The sequence below is a fragment of the Mucilaginibacter gracilis genome (assembly GCF_003633615.1).
GTDB lineage: Bacteria > Bacteroidota > Bacteroidia > Sphingobacteriales > Sphingobacteriaceae > Mucilaginibacter > Mucilaginibacter gracilis.
The window spans coordinates 6,615,620-6,640,457 of the sequence record NZ_RBKU01000001.1 but is presented as its reverse complement, the minus strand read 5'-3'; the positions used below and the strand labels follow the sequence as shown (position 1 = coordinate 6,640,457).

Here is a 24,838-nt window from a genome sequence, read left to right as displayed (position 1 = left end):
CCTGATCGCTGCTCCTACTTTTGATGTGACGCTGAAACAAAATACAAATTGCCGAGTTACAAAGGTCATATCAACTATAAAATAACCTAAACATTTCATCAGTATACAGGCGGTGGTGGGTGCGGGTTGGCCAATAATTGGCTGGCCCTCTATTTTTGAAACATTACGTTAAGCCTTCAGCAGCAAACAGTACCAGGTTTCGCCATGATGCCTTACCTCTAGTTTGCCATCAAGCTGTTGTACCATCAGGTTGATTATTTTAAGGCCGAATGGATCTTTTTTTCTTCTGGCATCGTCCTGCCAGCCAGGGCCGTTATCAAATAGTATCAGCTCCAGCATATTGTTAGTTTGCTTTAACTCTACGTTAATAAATCCTGAACGCTGAGTGAAATTGTATTTGAAGCTATTGACTACCAGCTCATTTAAAAGTAGACCGATAGCAACCGCCTTATCAGCCTCTAACACCAGCGGGGCGATATTTAATTGCAGATCAACCTGGTAACCGGTGGTATTGAATGAATGGGCGATATGATTTATTAACGATGTAAGGTATTCGGCCATGTTAATGGCGGTGCTGGTATCATCGCTGTATAATTTATGATGCACCAGGTTCATTGAGGTTAGTCTTGCCTGATTTTCGAGCAAAGCTTCCCTGGCTGCCTGATCGTCCATGCTTTCTATCTGCATGATAAATAGCCCATTAAGTATTTGAAGATTGTTTTTTACCCGATGATGCAGCTCGCGCAATAAAACCTGTACGCGTTGATTAGCTAATATTTTTTGACGGTAAACATAAAGGATAATTGCAATAAGTACCAGCAATATGCCGGACGAAGCTACCAGCACCCAGATAAACTGCTGTTGTTTTACGTTGATTTGTTGCGCTAAATGGTTTTGCTGCCTAAGGCCGACAATATCGCGCTGGCGCTCGCGGGTTTGGTAAGCTACTTCCAAATTGCTGATAATTTTGCTTTTGGCCAGGTTAAAAAGGCTGTCTTGCAGGCGGTCACGTTCGGTTTCAATGCCAAATGCAGTTTTATACCTGCCCTGCCCGGTATAGGCCTTAATCTCGGCGTCGAGGGCCTTCAGCGTTAGTTCGGGCAGTTTATAGGTTTTGGCTATGCTTATGGCCTCCAGAGCATATTTTAGGGCCGAATCTGGCTTTAACTGGCCGATGTATAGGTTGGCCAGATCTACAAAACCCAGCGCAAGCTCTCTGCGCATATTGTATTTGCGGGCAATTGTTAAGGATTGTTTTATAAGTGCCGATGCTTTAACCAGGTTACCTTTTAATTTCCAGGCCAAGCCCAGGTTTTGAAGGGTTAGAATATTTTGGTTATTATCGGCATTATGCCGTAGCCTGATCGCCAGGTTTAAATATTGAATTGCTTTATCGGGCTGGTTTAACAGGGCGTACTTATAGCCCACATTATTGGCTGACTCAGCTGTCGCGGCATCATTTTTTAGCGCCTTTCGTATTTCAAACGCTTGCAGTTGGTAAAAAACGGCTCTTTCATTGTCATTTACAGCCGAAAAGCAACTGCCCAACGCATCAAGGGCAGCCGCTTTTCTGCTTAATGAATTAGCCTCCTGGTTATAGTCAGCAGCTTTTAAATAATATTTTTCAGCTTCGGCAAACTGTCCAAGTTGCTGATTACAATACCCTAAATTATAGAAAACAATAGCTTGCCGCCGAGGCATTTTGTTTCCGCGGTAGTATTTATCTGCGGTTTGGTAATTTTGAATAGCTTTTTGCAATTGCAGCGTGCCCGATTGTATGCTACCCAGGGTAACATAAGCATCTCCGGTTAATGAATCTATTCCCAGCTGCTGCGCAGTTCGTACAGCCAATAAGGCGTATTGCTCGCCCCGGCCATTTTTTTTGGCATCATAAGCATAATAAGCAAGTAAATTAAGGCACTTTACCTGTTTGAGCAGCGATTTTGATTTTAAGGAGGCCTGGTAGGCCCTGGTCACCATTTGGATGGCCGAGTCGGGCTGTTGTAAATAAACTTTATCAGTTTGTTTAAACAAATTGGCCAGGCGGTCTGGTTGTTTACCATATCCCTTTATAAAGCAAAATATCCATACCAGGCAAAATAGCCCCCTGCTAAGCTTATGGTTACACATATTTGATAAGGCGATTAAAACTTGGTGTAATATATTAAAAAGCAACGGACGGGCAAAATGCCCGTCCGTTGTTAGAGCCACATTGTTTTAATTAATGTGGGGGGAATTGTGGACCACCCTGATCACCTGAACCGCCAGCGCCCGTCGAATCGCCATTGGTTGTTAACCTCAGCATACTGCTGTTGCCGTGTGGCGGAAACTGTGGACCACCCTGATCACCGGTTCGGCCTGTAGTGTCACCAGAATTATCCATTACATTTGGCGTTTGGTAACCTTTATTACCAGGTTTTTCTGTAACTTTATGGCAACCAAACGCTGCTGCCATAGTGATGCCGGTTATTAATACCAGTCCGGCTAACTGGGTTTTAGATGTTTTCATCTTAAACTGTGTTAAAGTTTAAGAAAGCAACCTTGGTTACCGCAGCTCAGAATTGATCTTTGCTTTCTCTAATGTGGATTTTCGCTTCGTCTGTTTTGGTAAACAAGAATCTATTGTTAACTACTCTCTGTTATCCGTGCACAGATAACACTAACGAAGTACCGTTAAAAGGGTAAGGTATTTTACAGATGTGCAGACGAAGAAAAACTTCCACTATTTTTTATTTCTTTTTTATAAATAATTGGTAATTAGTTATTTAAGAAATAAAGCAATGCGGTGTGAGTGGTGTTTTTGGCGGGGGAACTGTGCCAATGAAGCTATACAGATCAAATGCACTTAAATGCTGTAAATAAACTGTAAACAAGCTGTAAGGGAACGGGGCCGGTCGGCGTAAGATGGCAAAAGCCTTAAAAATTGTTAAAAGAAAGCCGCAAAAGGGGCAAGACAAAATGGTACTCAGAGCTTAATTTCGAGCGCGTTAATTTGATACAAAAACACATTCAACGTTTGTTTAAAAAGCGGGTCGGCCGGGAATTTTTCGCTATAAAATTCCAATTGCTTTTTTACTTGTTTTAAAATGTGCTTCCATTTAGCATCACCAGCTTGCAGAAAATAAAAGCCCAGCCATACTTGTGTATTGGTGAAATGCCGAATGACCTCCACATCCAGCGGCGCTTTTTTTTTTGAGCTCAGTAAAAATGCCGGCGGCTTTTTCTATACAAACAGCCGCATTGGCTTGCTGGCTGAGCATATCTAGCAAAAGCCCATGCTTTTCATAACCTACCGCCATGTTAAACATCATCATGAAGTTTTTTTTTACTTGCTTTAAAAATAGTTCGGCAAATTTTGTTTGGGCTTCTAAATATGTACAGGCTAATGCGGGGTCGTCATCAAAATATTGCTCGCCCAGGCGGCTAAATGCTACCAGTAAATGGTTTTTAAGTTCAAGGTCGTCTTTAAAGCGTTTTACCAGTTTCAACAATTCCTCTTTTCCCTGGGTGTAAATTTGCCGAGCTAAAACATTCTGATTAAGTATGGCGGCGGCATCGCCGCTTATAATCAGCGCATTGCTAAAGCTGCGGGCATAAGCTGCATGGCGGGGGTATTGTTGATGCAGGTTTTGCGCTACCGCCAAAAATTGCTTAGCCTCATCAAAGGCTTTCCCGTTTTCGGCCATTAACAGGTAGGTTTCGGCCTGGCGCAAATGCGCCACACCAACTCCGTTCAAATAAGCATCGTTTTTTGCATCTTTTTCGAGCAATAATTCCGCATAATGCTGGCAATCCTGATATGACAGAATAGCTTCGGTATAATTGGCTGATGCGGAATAGATACTGCCCAGCCTGGAACAGGCAATACCAAGCGAATGCAGGTAGTTGGGGTTGTCCGGATCATGTGCGCATAGTTCATGGCTCAGCCGGTGATAAATTTGAATATATTTTAAGGCAGCGCCCGGTTTATTGGTTACCAGGTACAATGTACCAAGTCTTGAACATGCTATTGAATAGGTATGTTTAAAATCAACATCGGTTTTGTTTTGCTGATATAATTGCTTTGATAGCTCCAAGGCTTCGTTATAATATTCAAATCCAGCGGCGGCATCGTCCAGTTCCTCCAGTACACGGCCCATCCTGTCCGCCGCTTTGCCCAAGCTGTTGATATACTGTATATCGTGCGTGAAATCAACGGTCAGTTCTTTGAGCAGTTTATAGTTTTGAAGATAAAGGCTCAGCGCTTTTTTTAGCGATCCGGTTTTATAATATAAGTTACCCTGTTTTACAAAGGCGGTGGCCAGTCCGTAGCGGTAAGTTGGGTTTTCAGGATAATCATGGTTTAATTGCGCGATGAGGCGAAAACTTTCTTTGTAATATTGTAAAGCAGACTTGTTTTTATGTAAAGCCTCGTCGATATTCCCCAGCTTCTCTAAGGTTATTGAATGGGAATTAATATAGCTAACGTCGCCGGAGTTACGATTGCTCAGTTCCTTCATCAGCCGTAAATCTTTTTCTATATAAGGCCGGGCCTCATCCCATCTGCGGCGCTCCATCAGGTAAACACCAATTTTTTCGTAAGCTATTGATAAACTTTCCATATAGCTTACATTATTTTTATTTTGTCCCCTAAGCGCCTCGAACAGTGTTACGCTTTCCTGAAAATACCGCTGTGATGCCGCATACTGACCCTGGCTATAAAGGGCGCTGCCTAACTTTGAGGCGGCTGTACCAACACTTTCCAGTATACCAGCATCGACCGGTAGTTTTTGCTTTATAAAATTGGTTAATTTATAATATTGCTTAAAGTAAGATACTGCAACATCAACCCGCCCTTCTTTAACAGCCATTTCGCCCAGTTTGCAGTTGGCCAACGCATAATGCTGCCTGAAATTAAGACTATGCTTGGCCGATTTAAACAAGGGGCCTATTAGGTCGTAAAATTCCACAAATATTTTTTTGGCCTCGGCTGTGCGGCCCAAAGCATCGAAAACCCTGCCCAGTTCATGGCAAGCAATGGCGTATTGCTCCTTGCTGTTGATGTTTGTAGCGGCCAGTTGCCAAATATTTTTTGTTAACCGATGGTATTCCTGAATTTGAGCCAAAGCTCGCTCATAACTACCCAGTGCAAGGTTTATAGTGCCTGCTTTGTTGAGGCATTGCAGATAACGTTCGTCGCCCTGCTGTTTAAAAATGTTCAATGCCTTTTCAATATCGGCTAAGGCGGGTTTTAACCTCCCAATTTCGGCCTTGCTGGTACTTGATACCAAGGCCAGACAAGCCAGCTTGATTCGTAATTCGTCCATTTATTATTTGAAATTTAACGAAATGAATAAAACTATTTTACCGCATTTGCCCGGGCCTCAAATTTGCGGGCCATGGGTTTATCGTCCATTGTTTCGCAAATTTTGGCAGCCTTGTTAAGGTATTGCCTGAGCAACCGGGTATATCGCGGCCTGAAATTCGGGTCGTTCTCCACCATTTCAACCATTTTTTCAAGTGTGTGAACAGTCTTATTGGCATATTTCAATGCTAAGGTCCAATCACCCTTTTTTTGATAATAATCAATAAAGGTGGCATAACCATAGTAAAGCTCATGGAAGTGTGATAATCCCGCATTCGGATCCGCTGTCAGAACGGTAAAAATTTCTTCAATTTGCTGCAGATAAGGTAGGGCATCGTCCAGCTTATCCAATTTAATGTTAATATCGGCCAGTTTGCAGGCGGCATTACCGTGATTAAACGTTGTATCAACGTTAAATTTATTGATGAGGTGGAATTTTTTAGTAATTATAAACTGTTCGTTATAATACCCTAATGCTTTCTCGTAATCCTGTTGTTTTTCACTAAACTCGCCAAGTGTTTCAAGTATAACAAGGTGGGTGCCTGCAAATTCAAAACTATTTGGCAAGCCCTGGCCCATGGCTGTGGATGCCGATAGCGCTACCGTTAAATTATGCATTGCTTCGTCTAATTTGTCGGCTAAATAGTAACTTTTCCCCAGGCAGTAAAAAGCCATGATGTATAGAAGCTGGTATTGTACCGATTCGGCATCCTCTTTTACCAGCTCAGTAGTTAGATTGGCATATTCCTGACTGTAAATCATGGAGTTATCTTTGTCATTCAAAAAAATAAACATTTCGCATAAATGCTCGCAAGATGAAGCGTGGAGAAATTTTTTCAGACTTAGCGGCCTTATCGAGTCGCTTGGTTTATAAAGCCAATTGTATGTTACATTATAGCGTTGCAGTAAATATTCCCTTGCTTTTTCAAAATCAAGCTGTTTTCTGGCTACCCTGCCTATGCCGGTATAGGCAGAGCAGAGAAATGACTGACCTAATATGTTGCTTGCATCATCATCCAAAACAACGAGTGAAGCGTTTATTATAGTTTGCGCTGCGTCAAGCACCTGTTCATCGTCGCCTGTTTCAAAATAAAGGCCCATAAGCATTTCCAATGCCCTTAAAAAATTGGTTATGTCCCCTGCTTTTTCGGCTATGTTTAGGGCCTTCTCGCCATATTCAATAGCTTTTTTTAATGATGCCTGCTGGTAAAGCGACATCGCGTTTGTCATGGCTAATTCAAAAAAACTATCGGGCATGGCTTAGTTTAATTATTTGTTTGGCCTGCTAACCTATACGTTTTTCATACCATCTAAAAATGCTATCTACGTATGCGTGAAACCGTTCAGGATCTGCAATGTGTTTGCCTAATATCCCGGCAATGTTATCAACCAGAGGGGTGCCTTTTATTAGGGGATCCGACAACTTCTCGTCAACAACTTTTTGTACCAGCATGTGCATTTTATAACGTAGATCCATTTGATCTGGCCGCTCGCCCCATAGATATTTGCTTTGCAGCCAGCCCATTTGCCTGAGTTCGTCTAAACGGATTTCAAAATCTACCTGGTCAGACCGTTCAATTCCAAAAAGTGTAACGAGGTCGTTGATCGGTATATCGGTTGAGGGTAACATCGAGAAGAACAACAGCATAATGGCCCTCATTTCGTTTTCACTATCCGTGCTGCTATCGCCTGTTTTTTTAAATAGATAATCAGTATCAAACAGGCCCAAAATATAGGTATGTAAGCGTAAGGGGCTTAATATTTTTTTGCCCATTCCATGAACGCCAGGATCTACTTCCGAGGAAAAATCAGGGTGTATATAATCCTTTTCCAAAAGGCTCTGGTAAATTTGATTTACTGTAAATCTTCGCTTAAGGCTATACTTAGCCAATAGTTCGGTCAGCAACGTATGGCTTACAATGTGCAGTAAGAGCTTCTCCAGATTGGAGTTAAATTCAGCATCATTAATAATGCTGTTTAGATTTTGAATCGTCCGTCTTTGATCATTTTTGTCGACTTTATCTGGTCGGAAATGATACGTGAACAAAAGTTTAGCATCTTTTAAATCAAGTTCGGTTACCTCCTCAAATAAAAACCCATCAGGGATGGTTCGCGAGGTAATTAAAAAGCGCCAGCCTGTTTGGTCAAAATAATAGCGCATTTCGCGCAGGTCGTGAATATCGGTTTCGTTCACGTTATCAATTACAAAAAGGTTTTCGCCACCCAGGCGGCTCATTTCTGAAACGATACCACGCAGCTGAGTTTCCTCGTTAGGCATCAGCATGATGCGGTCATAAATATTGAGTGCTCTGGCGGTGCTTGATATAAAGGCGAAAGGCAGGTTATGGTCTATCACCATACAAACAATCCGGTTAAAAAAGTGCTGGCAACGCTCATCATGCAAAAACTCCTGCATTACCGATGTTTTGCCCATACCACCCACGCCGCTTAAAAGCAGCGTTTTGCCCCGGGGATGCGGGTTGGAAAAAAATTGGGCCAGTTTATAAAGCATATCGGCCCTGCCAAAAAAACAAACGGGCTTTATAGGAAGGTCAACGCGTAGTTCAACTACGGCTTTCGGCCTCGGCGGCGCAAGAGGTGTAGTAATTAATGGATTAATGGGCAAGCCGGCTTTTATATTGCGGTCAAACTCTTCCTCGTTAACAGAGAGGGTAAACTCCTTTTTGCCGTTGATATGGGTAGTTATTGTAAATAATTCAGTAATGCTTTCATCTTCCAGCCACCTTCTCAAAAAAGCAAATTTTTCTGCAAAGCCTGAATACACCAATATCGGTAAAAAACTTGCTTTATTTATGCCAATCATTTCCCTTGGCTCATCTTCAAGTAATGCTTTTTGTGCTTTTAAAAAAGTGGCTGAAAGGTACCTGACTTTGCTGTTTGTTGAAGCATCAAACCACTCGCCGCATTCGCCCGATTTATGAAAATATTCGTCCATTTTGAGGTAAAGCGGCAAAGCCCATTCTTCTGGCTCAATAGAGGTGTTTAACATGGCCTTGTTTTCTTTATTTATACATTTCCGGAAAATATAATATAGTGTAACAGCTTGTACCTTAAATGTAGCGGGGAGCGAAATAGTGGGTAATTGTTGTGGCATAGGTTAAAAAACAATGGGCTTAGGTGAACCAATTACGTAACATTAAAACGGTTGCGAAAATCTATTTCATATATCGTAAGGTTAATTAACAAAAAAGGTAGTTTAATCAAGACAATAATACGGCTTAACTAAACTAATGGTGTTTTAGCCTGCCGTGGTGAGCTTAACGCTAACCGGACCAAGCGAAACAATTTTCCCTTTAATATACAACTTAATTTCCAAAATCTGGTCCGTCGTTATTTTTTTTCATCCGATTCTGAAAGTAATAGTGTTTTTTTGCCCGATATTGATAACTGATCACAATGTTTTTTTTGCGTTGCCGGAACCGTAAACTGATAGCTGATGCGCTCGGCTTCGGCCCCAGTATCATCGTTGCAAAGTTTAACGCTGTAACCGCCGCCGCCATGTGGCGATGTGGAGAAACCACCGTAAGGATTTTTTAACGTGCCTCTGGATACAATTTTATGCACATTAACTGTTGGCGAAACGGTAATAACATTATTGTTTCCCGAACTGCTAGTGCTGCCACGGTAACATTGCCAATTGCCCAGGCCGAAATCAATATTTAGCGGACATTGGGCATGCGCCCTTGTTACAAATGCGCACAATACAAGTGCGATGGCAAAAGTATGATAAGGTTTCATGTTGTTTTCCGCGTTATTAACCATTATGCGTTCTTCGTAATGCATTCACTTTAGAGGTGAATTCAACATAAAAAACAATCGCGCTGTGTTTTTTTGTACTCAAATTTACCAATAAATACTGCGGCGTCAGGATATAGTTTCCGAAGGGTGATGGAATGTTTGCGGGCGGTATATATTGGCTTGTATATTGCTATTGGTTGATAAATTTTTGTTTAGGTTATACATTTTAATGTTTTTACATATTAAAAACATTGCATCACCCCTTGCCTAATTGGAAAACTGTATAGCAATTTGTATCCTGGTTTATTGGATGGTGTCGATCACATCTGCTCTGGCATGCCGAATTGTATGTCTCGCGGCAGGGAACAGGATACTCTTACCATGCGGGCAACTTATTTTGTGATTAGATAATTGCTTTCCCAATTGTGCGTATTCGCTTATTTTGTGACCGATCTAATAAATGGCAACACATTAACGAAAAATTGCAGATTGTATCTGGACCTTCTCGCTTTTTCCAGCGGGAGCGCCCAAATCTTCAATACCCGTCACTTCGGGCAAAAGCTTTAACCCATGACGGGATTTATGTCTATCAGGTTTCGCTTTTCGAAGAGGTCAACCTATAGCCGGATAAGACAGGCTGCGCCGTCCTTAATGAAGATACACCTGTTCAGTATATAGGGTGCGGCCGTTACTTATTTGACTTTCAGGTCGTGTTTTTTGAGCGCTTTAATGGCCAGATTAATTGCTACCGAGATATCGAGCCGTGTAAAAGGCTTGGTGATATACTGTATAGTGTTCGTTTCGTAGATAGCTTTCTTTCGCATGTGTTCGTCCTTGTTATCGATGACATAGATAATCCGCACGGTGCTGATCTTTCGCAATTCAATAGATTTATCTACGCCGTTCATCTTGCCATGGAGATTGATGTCCATGATAATTATATCGGCGACGCCGGGGTGGAGTTTATCCAGAGTTCCCTGGCCTGAGCGATTCGGCTATGAGCTTTTCGTCTTAGACGATCAATATCTTCAAATTTTCCATCAATTCAAATTTCGTTAACTCCTATTTCGTCCGGATACCCTTCCATTCCGTTCGGAGCATGAAAACGCGCGTCAGGAAACCTCTTTTTTTTAGCTTTTGGCTTTGTCTTAATTTTAAAATACCATTGAAATTCATGGTTTAGCTTTTTTCAAATAAAAGGATTTTTTTAATAGATAAATCAAGTGGAAATGAAAAATAAATTTTTACTGTTCGCTGTATTCATACTTGCTGTCGGCATTCTCATCTGGGGCTGTAGCAGCAAATCGAATGATGCACAGCCGACTAAAAGTTCGGCTAAGACGATCACGTCATTCGTTCTGGCAGGGTTCAGTCCGGCAGTCACCGGAGTTGTCGATGAGGTTACGCACCGCATCACTTTGACGATTCCGGCAAGCGTCGATTTAACCGTTTTAACGCCAACAGTCAAGGTAGCCGAAAAAGCAACTGTTTCCCCGGCCAGCGGGGCCGTACAGAACTTTAGCGGCACGGTGACTTATACCGTAACGGCAGAGGACGGAAGTACACAAGCCTATACGGTGAGTGTGCAGGTAGCCCAGGCGATGACCCAAACGATCGACTGTAGCAATGTACCAGCGGTATTGCAGGACCTTGGGGCCGGAGTGGACTATATCATTAAATGTAATATTACCCTCAGCGGTAGCCAGGTGTTGACTATAAAGCCCGGAGTAACGATTCTGTTCGACGGTGCTGCTACCGGTATAACGGTAACCGGCAGATCGGCTTTGAACATGGTCGGTACGGCTGCCAAACCGATCATTCTTCAAGGAAAAACAAATACTCAGGGCTCCTGGACCGGCATTCAGATGGATTCGCCAAACAATCTGAACCAATGGGAATATGTGACCGTTCAGAACGCGGGCGGCGGACAATACCCCGCCGGGCTGCTGATCGCAGATGACGCTTACTTTCTGCACAATACACAGGTATCCATCAAGAACTGCACGTTTAGCAATAACAAAGGTTACGGGATCTGGGATTCGGATAATGGATTTTCTTACACCCGGACAGTTTTCGCTGCTTTCCAGAACAATACGTTCACCGGAAATTCGGATGCCGCGCTCAATATCACCATGGATGCGATCGGCAAACTGGATGCAGCCAGCCACTACGCGGGTAACGGACAGGCCTATATAGAGTTGCACGCCGTGAACGGCCTGAACGCGAATTCGACGGTGCAGAAGCTTGAGCTGCCCTACCTGGTGGTGGGGAGTATCGAACTGCACCAAAAAATGACTATCAGCCCGGGCGTGACCTTCCAGTTCTATACGGATGCTGGCTTTAACCTGGACAACCAGTACCGAGGCAGTGGTACACTGATCGCCAGCGGGACAGCATCCGCGCCGATCCGTTTCGTCGGCTATAAATCGGGTAATGGCATCTGGCTAGGATTATCGCTCGGCAATAATGATCCGGCCAATATCCTGGACTACTGCGTGGTGGATGGCGGAGGCTCGCATATCCCTAATGCCAGTACGGCCTGCATCGGCGATACCAAAGGTGGTATTAACTTTTATCCGTCCTGTAGTTCGTGGGCGACCGCACCCAGGGCTACCAATTGTACGGTGACGAATAGTGGTGGTTATGGGATCATCTATAAAAAGGGGGTGACACCCAATTTCGCGGGCAACAGTTATTCCGGCAACCTGCTGGCCAATCAACAAGGTTTATAATCAAAGCATATGAAACAATTACGGATACTCTTATTCTTCCTGATCACCGCTCCAGCCGCTTTCGCGCAAACCAAAGAGGGGATCTCTTTCGAACAAATCAAAACGCAGTGCGCCTCCATGTCGCTGGATAAACGTGCCCGGGTAAGCGTCACCCGCTTCAATGTGACCACGCGGACCGACGACCAGACCGTGCAACAGAACGCGAATGCCAATAACAGACTTAAAGCTTTATCAACCATATTTGGTGGCGGCGCGCCAGCACAGCGGGCGGATGCGATCCCGCCTATCCTTGGCGACAACCTGGCCGCGCGGCTCACCGATGCATTGCAAAGTATTAGTTGTTTCCGGGTGTTGGAAACCTTGGCCAATAACAAGGACCTGACTAATGAAATTGATGCTTCAGATAGTAAGTACAGCAGTAAGAAAGCACCCAAAGCCGGAAGGCAGCTCGGGCCGCAGATCGTGGCGACGGGGGAAGTGACCGAATACAGCATGCAAAGTAAAGGCGTGAACATCGCCGGGGTTGGCGCGGGCAAAAAGATCGTTAAGATGGGTTTCATTTTAAAACTGATCAATGCGGAAACCCGCGATGTGATCTTCTCCCGGCAGATCCGCGCGCAGTCAAAAGCCTCGGGCAATGTTTCGGTGCTGGGCCTGGTGTCTACCGCCAACAGCGATCCAGCTATAGCCGCCGTGGTTGATGACGGCATCCTACAGGCAGTTGGCTTAATGGTACATGTCCGAGACTCGCTCAACATCACCGTAGATAATGTGCCGGGCAACCAAACTAAAGACCCTAAGGGGGAACGGGAAGTAGAAATATCGCTGGTTGGCGCAAATTTCACCAGCTTCAACGCTGTGGCGGCCATCATTGCCCATTTGCCGGGATACAAGTCGATGGAGAAAGGGCTGTCCTCCGGAACGGGCAATTACACTGTTTCCCACACAGGTGATGCCGACAGCTTTTTAGCGGCCCTGAGCGATAAACTGGGCACGAAATACGAGGTCACGGGCTATACCAATGATAAGATCGAACTTAAAGTCAAATAATTATACACATGAAAAAAAACCTATTTATCCTTTTCGCATTTCTTTTAATGGGCGCTACCCAAGTTCTGGCACAAAAAACGACCAATGCTTACAGCAGCAGCGACAATTTATTAAATGTCGGTATCGGGCTCGGCAGCCCTTTTTTCGGCAGCGGTTATTCGTCCTCATTTCCGGTCAATCCGACAATCTCCTATGAACATGGCGTAACAGATGAGATCAGCATCGGCGGGCAGTTATCCTATGCCAGCTCGAAGTTCAACTATGCCTATTTCGGCTCGGCTTACAGTTTTAAAGAGAACGCGACCTATATCGGTGCCCGCGGCTCCTACCATTTGAACGACATACTCGACCTCGACAGCAAATTCGATGTCTATGGCGGGGCCAGCCTAGGCTATGTGATCGTCAGCGTCAGCGACAATACCGGTTACAGCGGTTCGGCAGCCAGCGCGGTAGGTTTCGGCGCTTTCGCAGGCGGCAAATATTTTTTCAGCCCTAAGGCCGGCGTATATGCCGAACTGGGCTATCAGAGCCTGTCCTTTTTAAATGTAGGACTGGCCTTTAAATTCTAAGACCCGAACCTTTGCCGGCAAGGGCCGCTTCCTTGATTGGAAGTGGCTTTTCGGCGTTTGAACCAAGAATTATTCACTATTAAAAAAAGTAATATTATGGGACATCATGACAAACACATCGCCCACACGGTGGTCGATCTCTACAAGGAAGTAGACCTTTTCGGCAGCAGCGCTAAAGCGCGCGAACTTTCAGACGTTGTTAAACAACATGCCCTGGCTGGCCTAGCCATCGCGATGATCCCCATCCCGGGGGCAGACCTGGCGGGTCTGGCAGTTAACACCTGGACGATGTACGTCCGCATCAACAAGGTCCTGGGGATATCTTTTGCCGAAAACGCCCTGAAATCCATCGCCAGCGGTGTGATCGGCAATATCGTGTCGACCTTACCTGCCCTTGCCCTGGGTTTGGCAGCCGAGGGCCTGTTCAAATTCATTCCTGGCATCGGTACCATTGGCGGCATGGCCATCGGCGCGGCAGTGAATGTCGGCGTGATGTATGCAGCGGGTAAAGTCTACATCAAATCCCTGGAGAAATTACTGAACAACGGCCAACCCCTGACCGAAGATAACATCGCCACGGCAGCGAAGGATACCGCTAAAGAAAAAGGATTCGTCTCGGAGGTGTACAAGGAAGGGAAAGCGTTTGGGAAAGCAAACGCCAAAACTTGAGGCATGGGCCGAAGTTGGCTACGCCTCGGCTATCTGAATTTGGGATTAACTTTTAAATTTTAACGATGAACAAGATACGAAACCTCAATAGATGGATTTGGACTAAATTGCTGCATTCGGGAGGCTATCATCATTTCAGGACTTATAATACCCCGTTTGGCACATTTTGGACATTGCGCTGGGGCTATTGGTCAGCCGGATTTACCCAGTTTTTTTCGATGGGCAAACTTTATATAACAAGGCGAAAACGTTTTAAAATTTAATTGACACGATGAAACATTTATACCGATTGCTTTACGGGCAATTCTTCCAAAATCTAAACGGAATAAAATTATTTGCCGAACGCTGCATCAATCGATATGTGAGCAAGGCGGCGGTAAAAAAGGCCAATATCTTGACAACGTATGTAAAAGTATTGAAAGAAGAGAGGGCAAAACGAAAAGATGAATATGCGGAATGTTCCAGCCTTGACAGGATGGATGACGGCAGTTTCGCATTGAAACGGTCAAAATCGCGCGCCAGAATGATCGTGGTATATGTTGCCATTATTTTTGAAATCTTCCTTAATTATATTTCAACATTAATTTTCATTCAGGGAGAAGGTTTGTTGTATTTTTTGGTACGCTGGGGAATAGCAATCATATTGGCCGTTGCCGCGATGCTTGTTACCGATGCCCTTCTTTTTAACCTTTTACCGAGTGAAAGTGTTCGCATCAAGGGGGGACTTTCAAAGATAGAAGATGATGCGTATTTCGAAAAAACAGAAAAAACCAAAAGATTGATAAGTCTTATCCTCCTTCCAATTTTATTGGTTGCGGTGGAAATTGCCATTTTGGGTGTAGCAAAAAAACGCGCAGAAGATTTGGAAAGCAACGGGATAGACATCCTTTTTTACGGTTTTATTCTTCTTTCGATGTCCTTGCCCATTATTGCGGGATATTTCAAATGGCATTCGGAACAACATGGAAAACTATATAAAAATACCGAGCGGTTTCATGAAGCAAAGAAAATGTATCATGTTCTTAACCTGAGTATTACTGCAACAATGAAAGACATTAAAAACGTTGTTGAAAATAGCTCCCGTAAAGCGTGGGATGTTTTTGTGCGATTTAAGTTATACAAGGAAAATTATAACCGCAAGAATAATATCCCAATAGAGAATATAGAAACGCATTATTGCCGCAACTCCGAAATGTTTTTTGCAGAAGCCTTAAATCGTTTCGGGGACGAGGTGAAGCTTATTTTAAAAGAATTACAGGAAAACCAGAAGTAACCGCATCAATTTAAATCATGGTCAATCAACGTTTAATGATTAGGAAGCTTCAAGGAAGTTCCCTAACCCTAATATCGCACTATCTACCTATCGTTTTAGTTAGCTGTATATTATGCAGCGGATGCAGCCTAAGTGAAAAGAAACGGCGGGTTATTACCGTTTTGCTGGATTATTCTGCAAGCTCTTCTGAAAAAGTATTAGACAATTACATCAACGTGGTTGATAAAGATATATTCGCTTCTATGGGGCCCAATGATTGTTTAACGGTCATGCCGATCGACCAGGCTTCGGTTCGCGAGCCAGTTAAACTGGTTTATGAAGATTTAACGGGTATCAAATTCAACAGGAAAAATGATGGCTTTGCGCATGCACAGGACAGCATTCAGACAAGGATTGCAGCCTATATTAAAAATAAACAACCTGTTATTGAAAGCACCTTGCGCGATCAGCGCATCAAACGAAGGGACTATTTATACTACACCGATATTTTAGGCGCGTTAAGACAGACGGATAACATGCTGGAAGTTACGCCTCAGATTAGCCAATGGGAGGAATGCAAGAATTTTGTGATTGGACGCACGCATTATACATCAGAAAACGTGATCGTTATTCTTAGCGACATGATACAGGACACGCCCGAATGCTCATTTAATTCAAGGGCTGCATTAAATTATCGGCAGGCCGGTAAATATTTACAGGAATTAAAATCATCCAACAAGATGCCCGATTTAAAAAAATGTAAAGTTTTTATTATCGGTGCCACCGGAAGAAATGCCGTACAGATAGATAATATCCGTTCATTCTGGCAAACTTATTTTCAAATGAGCAATGCCGATTTACAAGCCTATGGCTATAACGTTGAGGATAAATTGACAAAATATTTAGCATCAAACGACAATTAATTTAAAACAACATGAAGCACATCATATATTTGAGAAATTATATTTTAATAACAACATTAACTTTTATTTGCTTCGGATGCGGTAAAAAAGACAATCCCGATCCGTCAAACAGTAATAGTAATAACAATCCATCTACTACGCAGCCTCTTGTTATCGATAACAGTTTTTCGTCTATTAGCGGAAGCTGCTTTGCTGCAGCCTTACAGCCCGATGGAAAACTCGTTATTGCAGGCGGCTTTGGTTCGGCAGGCAATTATCCTTATAAGGTTTATCGCCTCAATCAGAATGGCGGAATAGATAATAGTTTTAATATCGATGTTGATAAAACCTGGGTAATCAATAATTTTTCGGCAATGGCTATCTTAAATGATGGCAAAATCATGTTGGGTGGCGATTTTACAATTAACGGTACAAGAAAAATCCTTGTACGCCTTACAGCCACGGGTGCATTAGACAATGGCTTCACCTCGCCGAACTTTAACAAAATCAGTAATATTCTACCGACTATTAGAAAAATTATTGTGGTAGGCTCCGATAGGGTATTAATTGAAGGGCAGTTTAATACGCTTATTACTGCAGGCACGGATTACAATCATTTAATCAAGATTACCTATAATGGCCTGCTTGACCCGTCTTTTCGTTTGAATGTTTTGACCACAAGTTTTCTTAATGATCTTTTGCCGCTTAGTGATGGGAAATTTTATGTTACTGGCACGTTTTATTGGGGTAGCGGTGTAACGGCAAGGCAATATATAGCAAAGCTAAACACGGATGGCAGCGTAGATGCTTCATTTAATTTCAAGGAAACACTTACAGGCAGGCTTGGCCCCGCAATCGGTTCTATCAATACCGTTGCTTTGCAATCGGATGGGAAAATTGTTATAGGCGGCGATTTTATCGGCATAGTAAATTCTGCGATAAGGGATGGGGCTTATAACTATATTCAAGTTGCACGGCTGAATACGGATGGCTCCATCGATTTCAATTTCAGCACATCGGAATTTTACAACTCGGCGATTAACAGTATCGCGATTTTACCTGATAATCGAATATTGGCAGGCAGGGGATTTAATTTAAATGGTTCCGGCGACGGTTATGCCAGATTATATAGCAACAATGGCGTTATTGATAAGACATTTAATCTTGGTTTTCCGAATAGCGGCGTAACACAAGTTATTAAACAAAGTGACGATAAATATATTCTCACCGGCTCCTTTACCGATCCGGCAGGGCGTGCAGTTATCAGAATAACCAAATAGTTTTACGATTAAATAAACCATCCCCTTAATATCTAATGCCAGTAGACCAAGCGATTGCCTGGGCTACTCTATGTTGAGTGGTTACCTTTTCCGTTTTCGTTGCTCACTTTTCTGTCGGATGGTCTATTGCATGGCGATAATTTTTTGCAGTTCTTTTTGCTTTTTTTCGGGAATCATTTTATCCTTTTTCATTTTCGTCTCCAGGTATTACCCACCTTGTATTTCCAAAATCAATCTCCGTCCAAACGGTTTGAATTAATTCAATGGTACGAATAACTGTGAGAAGAAAACCTGAATTGCTAAATGCATCTACCTGAACATTTTGTCTTTTGTTGGTTTAGAGTTTGTAATATTAATTATCCAAAATGTACATTTAAGCGTGGAGTCTATCAGGTTTTGATCGGTAAATTCTCTGCGGACATTCAATTATCCAAAAATATAAGTCTATCAAATTCTTTTTTTTAACACTGATTTATGGATGCGTATAATATTGCAAGTCTCGGAAGAAGCTTTGCAATATTATACGGCAATGGTTAAAGGTTCTCTGGCGGTTACAAAAAGAAAATTCATTTATCGAAATATCTGATTTTATAAAATAGACCAAAAAATTTATAAGTCTAAACTGCTATTAGGCGCAAATCAGACAGGAAATGGTTCGAGATTTGTAAAGTCGCCACCACAGATTAAAAAAAGGCTTTTTTCTAACGAAAAGGCCTTTTTTAGTTAAATCTGGTCCCTTTTCGGGATCAAGCAGAATTAAAATAGCCCGCAGTGCTTATTCAATTTTTTCAGGAATTAAGATTTATTACCTTTGCGCCTCAATAAATTATTACCATGACTGAACTTGCACCATGCCCCATCTGCCAATCGCCTTATACTTATGAACTTGAAGACTTGCTGGTTTGCCCGGAATGCGGGCATGAATGGAAAGCTGCGGAAGAGACGAAAGTTGAGGAAGGTTTTGTTGTAAAAGACAGCAACGGCAATATCCTGGTGGACGGCGATACGGTAGTGACGATCAAAAACCTGCCGGTAAAGGGAACCTCCCAATCCATCAAAGCTGGCACCAAGGTCAAAAATATCCGTTTGGTGGACAGCGATCACAATATCGACTGTAAGATCGAGGGTTTTGGCGCGATGGCGCTCAAATCCGAATTCGTTAAAAAAGCCTGATACCCATTCTGTAAATTGGATCGCTCAACGCTCTGCAATTCAGTACAAAAAGCGGCTTTTACCTATCAGAATCAGCGCGCGTTACAATCTTTTTTGTGTCGTTTTGCCTGTGCCAATGGCGGGCTGCATGACAATCACAAGCTTTAAATATTGTGGGCCTTGTAGTTTCTCATGGTCGGCTATTGTTTAAATATTAGAGGATAAAAGTGAATCCTGAAAACTATAAATCCAAATCCGCTATTAAACGCAAATCAGACAAGAAATAGCTCGAAATTTGTACAGTAGCCACCACGAAATTTCGGTATTACCGAACATTACTGAAGAGAACCCAGCTATTTTTATAGGTGGGTTCTCTTTTTTAGAAGCGTTTCGTTGATTCTACGAAATTTCAGAATAAATTTGGCCTATCTTGATGCTATATAACTATATATAAGTTAATCGCATCGTTATCTATTGGAACATTCAATCTCATCGTTGAGTAATAAAGATTACATTTGAATATCTCAATCGGAAGTTTCATAGTAAAAATATATTGCGAATGTTTGAAGTTTTGTTTTCACATCTTTTGAAAAAAATTTTACTAACCGAAGAGGAAAAGGAAATCATCAACACATTTTTTATCCCTAAAAAACTAAGAAAAAGGCAATACCTGCTTCAGGCAGGAGACGTTTGCAAATACTTATGCTTTGTAGAAAAAGGGTTGCTACGGTCGTATAATGTAGATGACAAAGGCGAAGAACATATGAATATGTTTGCTTGGGAAGGTTGGTGGACTTCGGACATGTATAGCTTTTTTACAGGTGAAAAGGCTATTATTAATATCGATGCATTAGAAGAATCTGAACTTTTAATAATCACACAGCAGGCTTTTGAAGAAATGACCTTGAAAGTTCCCAAGATGGATCGGTACTTTCGTATTCTTTTTCAAAATAGCCTTTTTACTAAAGAGCGCAGACTAATTAGTTCCACCACACACACCGCGGAAGAAAAATACATCAATCTTGTAGAAAGCAACCCGGCACTGGTTAAAAGGGTGCCTCAAAACCTCATCGCTTCCTATCTCGGCCTTGCGCCGGAAACTCTCAGCCGCATCAAGAAAAATATTGCACAGCGTAAGTAATGGCTTGATCTGGATCAAGTGTATTTTCTGATTTAGATCAAGTGCCGTAAGTTTGGTAACCGGTAATTTTGTACTATGTCAAATACAAAAGTTCCCAAAATACTCATCACCGGAGCCACCGGGCAGGTCGGCAGTAAGACTATAGATTTCCTGTTATCCAATACAGATATAGAAATTGTTGCGGCAGTACGCTCACCGGAAAAGGCCGCTCCTTTTACTGAAAAAGGAATAGCAACCGTGATACTTGATTTTGATGATGAAAGCACACACTTACCAGCATTAAAAGGTATTGATCGTATACTAATTGTTACCGGATACACCGTTGATATGCTAAGACAAAGTAAAGCAATATTAGATAGCGCAAAAAGAGCAGGTGTTCAACACGTAGTTCACTTAGGTGCTTGTGGCCGTGACGATACTACCGTTGCCCATTGGGCCTGGCACCAATTGATCGAAAGATATATTGAATGGGCTGGATTCTCTTATACTCATTTACGTCCGGAAACTTTCATGCAAAACATATTAAGTTACGGCGGTAAAAAGGCAATCGAAAATGGTATAATACATGCGTATGTTGAAGGCGCCCGCCTGAGTTGGGTGGATGTTGAAGATGTTGCACAGGTAGCTGCTTTAGCTTTATCACATCCAGAAATCCACGCAGGTAAAATCTATCGTTTAGGCTATGATGCTGTAACATTTAATGAAATGGCCGCTTTAATGACCAGCATTGTTGGCAAACCATTTCGTTATGAACCACTTTCTCCCGATGTGTTTTTACAAAATATGATAAACGCCGGTGCGGAAATGGCCTACATGGGTTGTGTATACGACCACTGGAAACGATATGCAGCAGGAACAATCCCCGGTGCTGACGATACGTTTGATAATTTTCCCGAAATTACAGGGAAACAACCTGTAAAGCTTGCTGATTTTATCAAAAAACATAAAGCAGAATTCGATTATTAATGGTTAACGATAAGAGTTACGATACCCGACGATTGAAGTTAACTCAATAGTAGACCAAAAAACTTATAGGTCTAAATCTGCTATTAAACGCAAATCAGACAGGAAATTGTTCGAGATTTGTACAGTAGCCACCACATTAACAGAAGCCTCTTAGAGATAATCTAATGGGTTTTTTGTTGCCCCTAACTTTCCTGTCCTTTCAAAGTGCGTGCAAATTGTTTGCAAACTTTACAGCAACTGAACCGGGTTAATGATCCAGAAAAACCTTATTATTGAAGTTAATTCACCATTCCAAATCATATGAAATCCAGGTCCCTAAAAAAGCATTTTATATTCGTGTTTTTTATTGTACCTCTACTTTTTTCATTTAAAGCAAATGCTCAAAAGGCAGAACCAATTAAGTCTGATCAGGGGGAAGTGGTAACGATGCATTCCAATATTCTTAACGAAGATCGAAAAATACTGATTTACACACCGAAGGATTCTGCCAATTCAGAGAGAAAATATCCGGTGATCTATATTCTGGATGCTGACAATCATTTCGCCCAAATGGTAGAATATTCGAAATATCTCAGTCGGCAGGATGTGAATGTTATTCCGCCACTGATTGTGGTAGGGATAACAAATACCGACCGCTACCGCGATCTTACTCCATCTCACAGCAATGCTGATTATTCTGGAAAACCAGATACCACTGCTAATTCCCGGTATAAGAACAGCGGAGGAAATGAGCATTTTTTTCAATTTATTCAGAAAGAGCTAATGCCTTATGTCAATTCAAATTACAAAACTCAACCTTACCGCATTTTTGCGGGACACTCACTCGGAGCACTGACAACCATCAACTGCCTGATTAATTATCCGGAAATGTTCGAGGCATACATTGCCGTGAGCCCATCCTTCTGGTGGGATCACAAATTCCTTCTGAAGCTCGCGGATGGTAAATTGAAAGCGGGATCAACTTTATCGAAGACGCTTTTTTTTAGCGATGGCAATGAAGATTCTTCCTCACCTGAATCACCGTTTCATACCGCTGTTTTAGAGTTTGATTCCTTACTCAAAAAGCGAAACATTAAAGGATTAGATTTCGAATATAAGCCCTATCCGAGTGAGAGCCATATGACTGTTCCTATTAAGTCATACTATGACGGACTTCGATTTATCTACAAGCAATGGCAGCTTCCTCCGGTAAGTGATGAAGAGGTCAATGCGGAGATCATTATGAGACATTATAGCGGATTATCGCAAAAGTTTGGGTATCTGATTTTGCCCGACGAAGTATATTTCAACGACTGGGCACAATGGTTAGTAAGAAATCCTGCGACGCTAAACAACGGCATTAAGCTACTGGAAATGAATACAATTAATTACCCGCTTTCTTCAAGAGCTTTTGCGGCTTTGGGCGCTGCTTATGCTATGAAAAGAGAAAAACAAAAAGCTATTGCTTCGTACAAAAAAGCCAACGAGTTGAATCCCACGTCAAATGAAATTAAATTGCGTTTGTTAGAGTTGCAGAAATAATATATTAAGCGGTCTATCAGTTTCAAAAAGTAGTATTATAAATCGGCCACAGTACAATTTGAACCAAATAGTTTTTCAGAACAAACCCGCGATTAAACGTGCATATTCCGGGAGGCTTGACCAGACTATTCTGTGCGCTTTGGAGTACTGAGTTGTATACGCAATTAAGGCAATTAATATGGTCAAAGTTTTCCGGAATCAAACCGTTGATGCGACTATTTTAATGGCCGGAGTTAAAAGGAATAAAAACCAGTTATACCGGCAGAAATGCGTGGCTTATACCTACCGGCCTTCATAGCAGGTGATTGTGGCTGAACCCGAACTTTGTTTGGGTACGCGGACCGTCTTTATCATCGCCAATTTATCTCCAGGCAAAGTTAGCCTCGGATTGTTCACATGGTAAGGCATTCATATCAAGTATTTTTTAATTAGTGTGTAAAACACAATTATTTTTTAATTTCAGTATCGCGATTTAAAAATATGCTTATATTGCCACTGTTATAACCTAAGTAATAGTAGTACTAAAGTAGTCATGTTTGGAGTTGTTGCCTTTAATTCAACTATTATAGTTTGGGGTTACAATAGTTTAGCTATGGCGGTATGTGTTGCTAATTATCGTAAAGAATGAAGAAGTTTTGTGACCTTACGGATGTAGAATTGATCGATCTTTTCGAACAGGATAATATCAGCGCGTTTGAAGAGATCTACAACCGGTACTGGCTTAAACTTTATGCTGCCGCTTATAAACGCCTTAAAGAAAGAGAAACAGCCAAAGAGATTGTGCAGGATTTTTTTACCAGCCTTTGGATTAACCGGCAGCAGGTTAAAATAGTTTCATCGCTGCAGGGGTATTTGTTTACTTCTATTAGGTACCTGGTACTCAACTATAAACGGGCCGAGGCAGTACGTAACTCTTACAGTGAGATTTTGTTAATGGTTAACAATAGTTTTGATAACTCTACCGAAGAAAATTATTACTATAAAGAACTGCTTGAACGTGTTGAGGCCGAGGTTACCCATTTACCACCTAAGTGCCGTAATGTTTTTGAACTAAGTCGTAACCAGTATAAAACCAATAAAGAGATAGCCCTGCTTTTAGGCATTTCTGAAAAAACGGTAGAGAACCACCTTACCAAAGCATTGCGGTTTTTAAAGGTACACCTTAATATCCTTATGTTGTTTTTCCTTTTTAGGTAATCAAATCCCCCACCTAAAAAAATACGCCGGTACGTATTCCATTATTTTTTTCGAAAATATTTTAAACAAGAGTAGGGGACGCGCCTTAGTCAGGTTACATATTATTATATAACCAATATTAACTCTTGTCCAAAACAAGTTCCTGAATGAAAAAAAAATTACCTGCCGAGCTATTGGAAAAATTTTTTGCAGGCAACTGTGATGAGCACGAAAAGGATATGATCCTTTCCTGGTATGAGTCGTTTGAACTTGACCGGGACTATGTTAATGAGCTTTCGGCCCGCGAACAGGAACTTTTTAAATTGCTGATGTGGCAAACTATCAGCAGTAACATTAACGCAGCAGAAAGCGATGGAGTAGTAACAATTACCAGTAATGCAACAAGCCGCTTAAAAACCATATTGTACTGGCTCTCGGGCGTTGCCGCGATTTTGATAGCGGTGTTTTTTATCAAACTAAAACCTCAGCATATCAATAAAACGCTGCAAGCCACAAACACGCAGCAGGTTTTTAGCAATACCACCAAGGCAATTAAAGATATTGTTTTATCAGATGGTAGCCGGGTTTGGGTAAGTCCCGGATCGGCCTTAACTTATACCAAAACATTTGAAAAACACAGCCGCAAGGTTTCACTAACCGGCGAGGCATTTTTTGAGGTAACCAAAGATCATTCACGCCCCTTCTCTATTTCGACAGGTAATGTAATTACCAAAGTATGGGGTACAAGTTTCAGAATCCGTGCTTACGCGGCCGATAAAATTACTCGTGTAGATGTAGTTACCGGTAAAGTTTCGGTATCTGTAGCCGGGCAGCAAACTAAACCAGGTACAAGTAACATGCTTGCCGCCGGCGAAGGGGTTATGCTGTTACCCAACCAGGAAGCCGTTTATGATAAAGCTGCCGATGACCTTAAAAAGAATATGGAGATCAAAGATGCCTCATTGGGAATTTGGAAAAAAGCCAGCCTTTCGTTTAACAATACGCCAATAAGTGAAGTATTTAAAGCGCTAAATAAAAGCTTTAATGTAAACATTAGCTCAAAGGACGAGAGCATTAACACCGATTTTTTGAAAGCCGACTTTACCAACGAAAACCTGCCCGCCATTATGGAGATGCTTAAAAAAACGCTCAATGCAAACTACAGCGTAAATGGTAGCAACTTTGTGATGGAGAGCAATAAACAATAACCAATTATATAGTTCAATAACCAATAAAACCTAAAGCAGCCCACATGGAAAAAACAATTATTAATTAACCCCATCCCAAATTTCCTGAAAAAATTATAGGAGTGCTGGAGACACCCC

20 protein-coding genes and 1 pseudogene are annotated in these 24,838 nt (G+C 42.1%); 14 read left to right on the top strand and 7 right to left on the bottom strand.

Going from position 1 to position 24,838, the window contains the following annotated elements; translation table 11 throughout:
- Nucleotides 1–168: 168 nt before the first annotated feature.
- From BDD43_RS29525 to BDD43_RS29495, 7 genes and pseudogenes are all read right to left on the bottom strand, one after another.
- Entirely contained in the window at nt 169–2,130 is a 1,962-nt protein-coding gene (locus BDD43_RS29525) for a tetratricopeptide repeat-containing sensor histidine kinase (protein WP_121201802.1), read from the bottom strand.
- 91 nt (nt 2,131–2,221) lie between these two features.
- Complete coding sequence (locus BDD43_RS29520; protein ID WP_121201801.1) at nt 2,222–2,509, bottom strand: hypothetical protein; 288 nt, start codon at nt 2,507–2,509, stop codon at nt 2,222–2,224.
- 595 nt (nt 2,510–3,104) lie between these two features.
- On the bottom strand, nt 3,105–5,306 hold the full coding sequence (locus BDD43_RS29515) for a tetratricopeptide repeat protein (RefSeq protein ID WP_121201800.1): 2,202 nt from the start codon (nt 5,304–5,306) through the stop codon (nt 3,105–3,107).
- Nucleotides 5,307–5,338: 32 nt separating this feature from the next.
- Nucleotides 5,339–6,601, bottom strand: a complete 1,263-nt coding sequence (locus BDD43_RS29510) for a tetratricopeptide repeat protein (RefSeq protein WP_121201799.1) — start codon at nt 6,599–6,601, stop codon at nt 5,339–5,341.
- 28 nt (nt 6,602–6,629) lie between these two features.
- Nucleotides 6,630–8,459 (bottom strand): ATP-binding protein, encoded by a 1,830-nt coding sequence (locus BDD43_RS29505; protein WP_121201798.1) that lies wholly within the window; start codon nt 8,457–8,459, stop codon nt 6,630–6,632.
- A 236-nt stretch (nt 8,460–8,695) separates the two neighbouring features.
- Nucleotides 8,696–9,148 (bottom strand): hypothetical protein, encoded by a 453-nt coding sequence (locus tag BDD43_RS29500; protein ID WP_121201797.1) that lies wholly within the window; start codon nt 9,146–9,148, stop codon nt 8,696–8,698.
- 647 nt (nt 9,149–9,795) lie between these two features.
- Nucleotides 9,796–10,077: pseudogene (locus BDD43_RS29495) on the bottom strand (response regulator); the annotation flags it as partial.
- 255 nt (nt 10,078–10,332) lie between these two features.
- Between BDD43_RS29495 and BDD43_RS29490 the strand changes: the two are divergent.
- The 14 genes from BDD43_RS29490 to BDD43_RS29425 all read left to right on the top strand — a co-directional run bounded on the left by BDD43_RS29490 (nt 10,333) and on the right by BDD43_RS29425 (nt 24,721).
- Nucleotides 10,333–11,835: a DUF5018 domain-containing protein gene (locus BDD43_RS29490; protein WP_121201795.1), complete on the top strand. Its 1,503-nt coding sequence runs from the start codon at nt 10,333–10,335 to the stop codon at nt 11,833–11,835.
- Between the two features lie 9 nt (nt 11,836–11,844).
- Nucleotides 11,845–12,885 carry a CsgG/HfaB family protein gene (locus tag BDD43_RS29485; protein WP_121201794.1) on the top strand — a complete coding sequence of 347 codons (1,041 nt, stop codon included), beginning with the start codon at nt 11,845–11,847 and terminating at the stop codon, nt 12,883–12,885.
- A gap of 8 nt (nt 12,886–12,893) precedes the next feature.
- A complete protein-coding gene (locus BDD43_RS29480) occupies nt 12,894–13,454 on the top strand; it encodes an outer membrane beta-barrel protein (protein ID WP_121201793.1) in 561 nt (186 codons plus the stop codon).
- A 96-nt stretch (nt 13,455–13,550) separates the two neighbouring features.
- On the top strand, nt 13,551–14,123 hold the full coding sequence (locus BDD43_RS29475; protein WP_147425767.1) for a hypothetical protein: 573 nt from the start codon (nt 13,551–13,553) through the stop codon (nt 14,121–14,123).
- Between the two features lie 65 nt (nt 14,124–14,188).
- The gene (locus BDD43_RS29470; protein ID WP_121201791.1) at nt 14,189–14,386 is read left to right on the top strand and encodes a hypothetical protein; all 198 of its coding nucleotides are present in this window, start codon (nt 14,189–14,191) and stop codon (nt 14,384–14,386) included.
- 152 nt (nt 14,387–14,538) lie between these two features.
- Nucleotides 14,539–15,396, top strand: a complete 858-nt coding sequence (locus tag BDD43_RS29465) for a hypothetical protein (protein ID WP_147425766.1) — start codon at nt 14,539–14,541, stop codon at nt 15,394–15,396.
- A 17-nt stretch (nt 15,397–15,413) separates the two neighbouring features.
- Nucleotides 15,414–16,298 carry a hypothetical protein gene (locus BDD43_RS29460; protein ID WP_147425765.1) on the top strand — a complete coding sequence of 295 codons (885 nt, stop codon included), beginning with the start codon at nt 15,414–15,416 and terminating at the stop codon, nt 16,296–16,298.
- An 11-nt stretch (nt 16,299–16,309) separates the two neighbouring features.
- Nucleotides 16,310–17,557, top strand: a complete 1,248-nt coding sequence (locus BDD43_RS29455) for a delta-60 repeat domain-containing protein (protein ID WP_121201788.1) — start codon at nt 16,310–16,312, stop codon at nt 17,555–17,557.
- An 834-nt stretch (nt 17,558–18,391) separates the two neighbouring features.
- The gene (locus BDD43_RS29450) at nt 18,392–18,730 is read left to right on the top strand and encodes a zinc ribbon domain-containing protein YjdM (protein WP_121201787.1); all 339 of its coding nucleotides are present in this window, start codon (nt 18,392–18,394) and stop codon (nt 18,728–18,730) included.
- 538 nt (nt 18,731–19,268) lie between these two features.
- Entirely contained in the window at nt 19,269–19,850 is a 582-nt protein-coding gene (locus BDD43_RS29445) for a Crp/Fnr family transcriptional regulator (protein WP_121201786.1), read from the top strand.
- A gap of 75 nt (nt 19,851–19,925) precedes the next feature.
- Complete coding sequence (locus tag BDD43_RS29440; protein WP_121201785.1) at nt 19,926–20,816, top strand: SDR family oxidoreductase; 891 nt, start codon at nt 19,926–19,928, stop codon at nt 20,814–20,816.
- A gap of 300 nt (nt 20,817–21,116) precedes the next feature.
- Nucleotides 21,117–22,337 carry an alpha/beta hydrolase gene (locus BDD43_RS29435; protein WP_121201784.1) on the top strand — a complete coding sequence of 407 codons (1,221 nt, stop codon included), beginning with the start codon at nt 21,117–21,119 and terminating at the stop codon, nt 22,335–22,337.
- Between the two features lie 624 nt (nt 22,338–22,961).
- Nucleotides 22,962–23,534 (top strand): RNA polymerase sigma-70 factor, encoded by a 573-nt coding sequence (locus BDD43_RS29430; protein ID WP_121201783.1) that lies wholly within the window; start codon nt 22,962–22,964, stop codon nt 23,532–23,534.
- Between the two features lie 146 nt (nt 23,535–23,680).
- Nucleotides 23,681–24,721, top strand: a complete 1,041-nt coding sequence (locus BDD43_RS29425) for a FecR family protein (RefSeq protein ID WP_121201782.1) — start codon at nt 23,681–23,683, stop codon at nt 24,719–24,721.
- The last annotated feature ends 117 nt before the right edge of the window (nt 24,722–24,838 follow it).